The sequence below is a fragment of the uncultured Campylobacter sp. genome, assembly GCF_938045225.1.
In the GTDB taxonomy this organism is placed as follows: Bacteria; Campylobacterota; Campylobacteria; order Campylobacterales; family Campylobacteraceae; genus Campylobacter_A.
Window position 1 is genome coordinate 1 of the sequence record NZ_CALINL010000184.1, and the last position, 4,905, is coordinate 4,905.

At 42.8% G+C, this 4,905-nt stretch carries 7 protein-coding genes; all 7 read left to right on the forward strand.

The features are described from left to right. Positions 1-311 precede the first annotated feature (311 nt). On the forward strand, positions 312-1,058 hold the full coding sequence (locus Q0200_RS06900; protein ID WP_297939475.1) for a DUF4198 domain-containing protein: 747 nt from the start codon (positions 312-314) through the stop codon (positions 1,056-1,058). After that, entirely contained in the window at positions 1,059-1,646 is a 588-nt protein-coding gene (gene cbiM / locus Q0200_RS06905; protein WP_297939478.1) for a cobalt transporter CbiM, read from the forward strand. After that, positions 1,640-2,092 (forward strand): hypothetical protein, encoded by a 453-nt coding sequence (locus Q0200_RS06910; protein ID WP_297939481.1) that lies wholly within the window; start codon positions 1,640-1,642, stop codon positions 2,090-2,092. The genes cbiM and Q0200_RS06910 overlap by 7 nt, the downstream gene beginning before the upstream one ends. Further along, entirely contained in the window at positions 2,089-2,736 is a 648-nt protein-coding gene (locus tag Q0200_RS06915; RefSeq protein ID WP_297939483.1) for a cobalt ABC transporter permease, read from the forward strand. Before Q0200_RS06910 ends, Q0200_RS06915 begins: the two co-directional genes overlap by 4 nt. Further along, positions 2,733-3,383, forward strand: a complete 651-nt coding sequence (locus tag Q0200_RS06920) for an ABC transporter ATP-binding protein (protein ID WP_297939486.1) — start codon at positions 2,733-2,735, stop codon at positions 3,381-3,383. The genes Q0200_RS06915 and Q0200_RS06920 overlap by 4 nt, the downstream gene beginning before the upstream one ends. Before the next feature lie 109 nt (positions 3,384-3,492). Beyond that, positions 3,493-4,194, forward strand: a complete 702-nt coding sequence (modA, locus tag Q0200_RS06925; protein ID WP_297939489.1) for a molybdate ABC transporter substrate-binding protein — start codon at positions 3,493-3,495, stop codon at positions 4,192-4,194. Between the two features lie 141 nt (positions 4,195-4,335). Then, the coding region (locus Q0200_RS06930; protein ID WP_297939492.1) for an ABC transporter permease subunit at positions 4,336-4,905 on the forward strand (570 nt) is incomplete at its 3' end.

The window sequence follows — 4,905 nt, forward strand, 5'->3', positions numbered from 1 at the left end:
TAGATTGTTATTAATTATTTTGGCTCGAGATAAACTAAGTGGATTTTGGCCGCGACGTTATCATATCTAAATGCTACTTTGCTACGTTTTGCCTACAAGAGCGCGGTTTTAATCGAAACCTACCAGCATTTATATCGGCACTAAATTTTGCCGAATAAATTTAAAAACCCTGTTTATTATTTTGTGCAGTTATAAATAATACCAAAATATTTTTCTTATACTTTAAATATGATTTATCTCAAAAATTTAATAAATAATAAGCTTTGCGGGGGTACAATTTTGTTTAACAAATACCTTCAAAAGGAGCAAAAATGAAAATCAAGCCTTTGGCGCTTATGCTTTTGGGCGTTAGCGCTTATGCGCATTTTGGTATGGTCGTACCGTCAAATTCGACCGTGGACGACGAGAAAGAGGCAAATTTGCAGATCACTTACAAATTTAGCCATCCTTTTGAGGGCGATATGATGAATCTAGTCCTTCCAAACGAGGCGGGCGTTTTCGTAAACGGTAAAAAAGAGGCGATAAAAGGTCTAAAAGAGCTAAAAGAGGATAAATTTAGCTATTTTACGGCTAGCTACGACGTAAAAGAGCCCGGTATTTATCAGTTTTATATGGATCCAAAGCCTTACTTCGAGCCTGCGGAGGATAAATTTATAAGGCATATAACAAAAACCGTCGTCGATGCCTACGGCTACGGAGAGGGCTGGGATAAGCCGGCCGGACTAAAAGCCGAGATAGTACCGCTAACGCGTCCGTACGGGCTTTATAAAGGAAATTTGTTTTCAGGCGTGGTTTATTATAAAGGAAAACCCGCTAAAAACGTAACCGTCGAGGTAGAGTACTATAATACCAAAGGGCTAAAAGCTCCGTCCGATGCGCACGTAACACAGGTAGTAAACACTAACGAGCAGGGCGAATTTAGCTTTGCGATGCCGCTTGAGGGCTGGTGGGGATTTGCCGCGCTGATAGACGACGATCAAAAGATCAAACACGAGGGCAAAGAGTATCCGGTGGAGCTTGGAGCCGTCATCTGGGTGCAAACTAAAGAGTATAAATAAATGCACATTAGCGAAGGCGTTTTAAAACCCGAAATCATAGTGCCTTGCTCGGCCGTTTGCGTAGTTTTGGTCTCAAGCTTGATTTACAAGCTAAAAACGAGCGAGATACCAAAAGTAGCGGCCGTCAGCGCGATGTTTTTTATGGCGTCCTTTATCCACTTGCCCATCGGCGTTACCTCGATACATCTCGTGCTAAGCGGCCTTGCGGGGGCGTTTTTGGGCGCAAATGCTGTTTTGGCTATTTTTATCGCGCTGTTTTTTCAGGCCTTGCTTTTTGGTTACGGCGGACTTAGCGCGCTTGGCGTAAATTTGCTCATTATCGCTTCTCCAGCGCTTCTTAGCCCATATCTTTTAAAGCTTTCTTTTAAGCGATATAGATCGTTTTTTTGGTTTTTGATCGGGTTTTTGCCTATACTTTGCTCTTCGGTTTTACTCTCCTTGACGCTTGTTTTAAATGGCAAAGAGTTTGCGCCCGTGGCTGCACTTGTTTTTACTTCAAATTTAGCCCTCATGGCGCTTGAAGGGATCATCTCGCTTTTTGCGCTTTCTTTTATTTTTAGGGTTAAAAAGGATCTTTTGATTTGCTAAAAATATTTTTGATCGTGCTTTTTGCAAGCATCCTAAACGCACACTCTCTAAAAGGCTTTGCAAAGCAAGATGGCGAATTTATCGAGATAAAAAGCTATTTTTACGGAAATTCTCCTTGTAAAAACTGCCCAGTATTTTTTATAAAAGGCGGCACCCAGATAGGAGGCACGCAAACTGATGAAAACGGCTTTGCCAGAGCTAAAATCCCCGCAGATGAATTTGAAATCCTGATCGACGGCGGACTAGCGCACGAAAAAAGGATCAAATTTACCGCAAAAAAAGACGAGCTAAAAAATGCCGAAAGCAACGCGTCAAACGATGTATCAAAGGCCAAATTTGACGAAAGCGAGGAGGATTTTGGGGCTTACGCGCTTAAATTTATCCTTGCGTTTGCCGGAATCGGGCTGTTTTTCGGCGGAATTTATCTGGTAAAAAGAGGCAAATGAACCTATCCGTTTTACTCGTTTGCTTTACTTTTTTTAGTTTCAAAGTCTCGCTTTCAAGCGCTACGGACGCCGTTTTTATCGCGCCAGTGTTTTTTTTGGCGATTTTAAATTTTAAAAATCTTTTTGAAATTTTAAAATCCGTTTTAAAACTAAATATTTTTATAATCTTAGTCGTCTTAAGCCTCGTTCTTTACGGAGAGTACGCGCTTGCAAAGCTGATATTTGTAAGGTCAAATTTGATCATACTTTTTGGACGGCTGGCTTTTTACGGAAGCGATTATTTTAGTATCGCGCTTGCGGTTTCATCGCTAAATTTGGGCGACAAGCTAACGGCGATTTTTTATTTTAGCGCCAAATTTACGGCCGATCTTAAAACGATATTTATAAGGCTAAAAAAGACTCTAAAAGTTCGAGGATTTGAGCCTAAAGCCTCGCTTTTTACCTATAAAATTTACGCAAATTTAGTCGCTATGCTTTTTTTGGAGGCGTTTTATAAGGCGAGCGTTCTTGAAAAGACCTTTGTTTGCAGGGGATTTGACGGTAAGCTTTACGGAGATAAAAGTCTCAAAATAGGCGCGAAAGACGCCGCTATAATCGCTTTAACGGCGTGTTGTTATATTTTTAGTTTAGGAGCCCTGATATGAGCTGCACGATAAGCCTAAAAAATGTCTGCGCAAAAATAGGCGAAAGAACGCTTTTTGAAAATTTAAATTTAAACGCGACACACAAAGACAAAATCGCGCTCATAGGCCCAAACGGCTGCGGTAAAAGCACGTTGCTAGAGATAATGGCGGGGCTTAAAGCGCCTTGCGGCGGGCATATAGAGCTTTTTCACCATAAAATTTCAAATTTAGACGAGTACAAGCCGTTTCGCCGCGACATGGGCTATCTTTTTCAAGAAAGCAATGATTGTTTTATCTGTCCTAGTGTACTTGATGACGTGATGTTTTCGCTGTTTAGCCGCGGCGAGGACGAGGACGGCTCTCGCGCAAAAGCCGAGAAAATTTTACGCGAGCTTGAAATTTGGCATCTAAAAGACGAGATCGTTTTTAACCTCTCCGGAGGCGAGAAAAAGCTCGTCGCACTAGCTGGGATACTGGTGGCCGAGCCTAAAATTTTACTACTTGACGAGCCTACGACCGCGCTTGATGCAGATATGCAAAGAAGGATAGCCGCTATCTTAAAATCCCTTGACGTCACGCAGATAATCGTCTCTCACGATAAGGAATTTATAAGCGACGTAGCGAGCGTAATGTACTGCCTAACCAAAAACGGACTAGAGCCGATATAAAATATCCTTATTTATACTTCTTTAAAAAATCTCCGAAAACAGCAAAATTTATCAATGTATAATGATATATTTCATAAAATTACCAAATTTTATTTCAAAGGAGAATTTTATGAAAAAATTACTACTCATTTCTATCGCGGCTGCGGTTGCCTTTGGCGGAGAAAATTTGCTCGTGGGTGCTGGCGGCGGATACAAAAAACCGGTCACTGAAGTGATAGAAAATCTCAAAAAAGACGGCGTGCAGATCGAAGGCGCGTTTGCAAATTTAGGCCAGATAACTATCCAGGCAAAAGAGGGCAAGATGGCGGCGATCGTGGGCGACGAGGCGTTTTTAAAGAAAACGGATCTGAACATAAAAGGCTATGAGCGCATCGGCAAGGGTGCTTTGGTGCTAGTCACGCCAAAAGGCAAGCAGATAAAAGACGTCTCTGAGCTAAAAAATCTTGCCAAAATCGCGATGCCGGACTCTAAAAAAGCGATCTACGGCGTGAGGACGACGGAGTTTTTGAAAAACTCGGGACTAGAGGCCGATCTAGCGCCTAAGATGCTACCGGTTGCAGGCGTACCGCAAGTAGTCGCCTACGTCACGAACGGCGAAGTGGATGCTGGCTTTATCAACTCGACCGAGGCCGTGGCTAGAGAGGGCGAGTTTGGCAGCGTGATCTACATCGACGAGGCGCTTTATAGTCCCGTTTTTATCTCGGCGGCAAAGCTTCCGGCGTGTGAGGACAACGAGGCGTGCGCTAAATTTATAGACGAGATAAAGACTTCTCGCTCGAAGGAAATTTTCGCTAAATTCGGGCTAAAATAATTTAAATCGAGGGCTTTTGGCTCGGTTAAATTTACCTTCAAATTTGACGTAAAATTTGCGTCAAATTTGATTTAAACGCTAAAATTTACTCGCTAAATTTAATTCAAACGAAAAGCAAAATTTAACGAAAAAAGGAAAAATTTGCAGGAACTTGCCTGGCTCGTTCATCCGCTGCTTTTAAGCGCCAAAACGCTAGCCGTTACTTTCGTACTGCTCCTATTTTTGGGGCTCGGTGCGGCTTATTTTTTGGCGTTTTACCGTGGCAAATTTAAGGCCGTTTTAGAAGCGGTCGTGATGTTTCCGCTCATTTTTCCGCCGATTGCTACGGGATTTTTGCTGCTTTATATCTTGGGGCGAAACGGCGTGATCGGCAAGGCGCTAAATTTACAGATCGTTTTTAGCTTTTCGGCGCTTGTTATAGCTTCGTTTTTAGCGGGTTTGCCACTGTTTGTAAAACCCGTTCAAAGCGCACTTGAAAGCCTGCCTAAAAGCCTAATCGAAGCAGGCCAGAGTCTAGGTAAAAATCGCTTTGAGATCGCCGTTTTTATCCTCATCCCAAACGTCTTTAAAAGCGTTGTTTCGGCGCTGGTTTTAGCCCTAGCTCGCGGTCTTGGCGAGGTTGGCATCACGCTGATGCTAGGCGGAAATATCGTAGGCAAAACCGACACCGTTTCGCTAGCGATATATAACGCAGTTTACGACGGCGAAAAC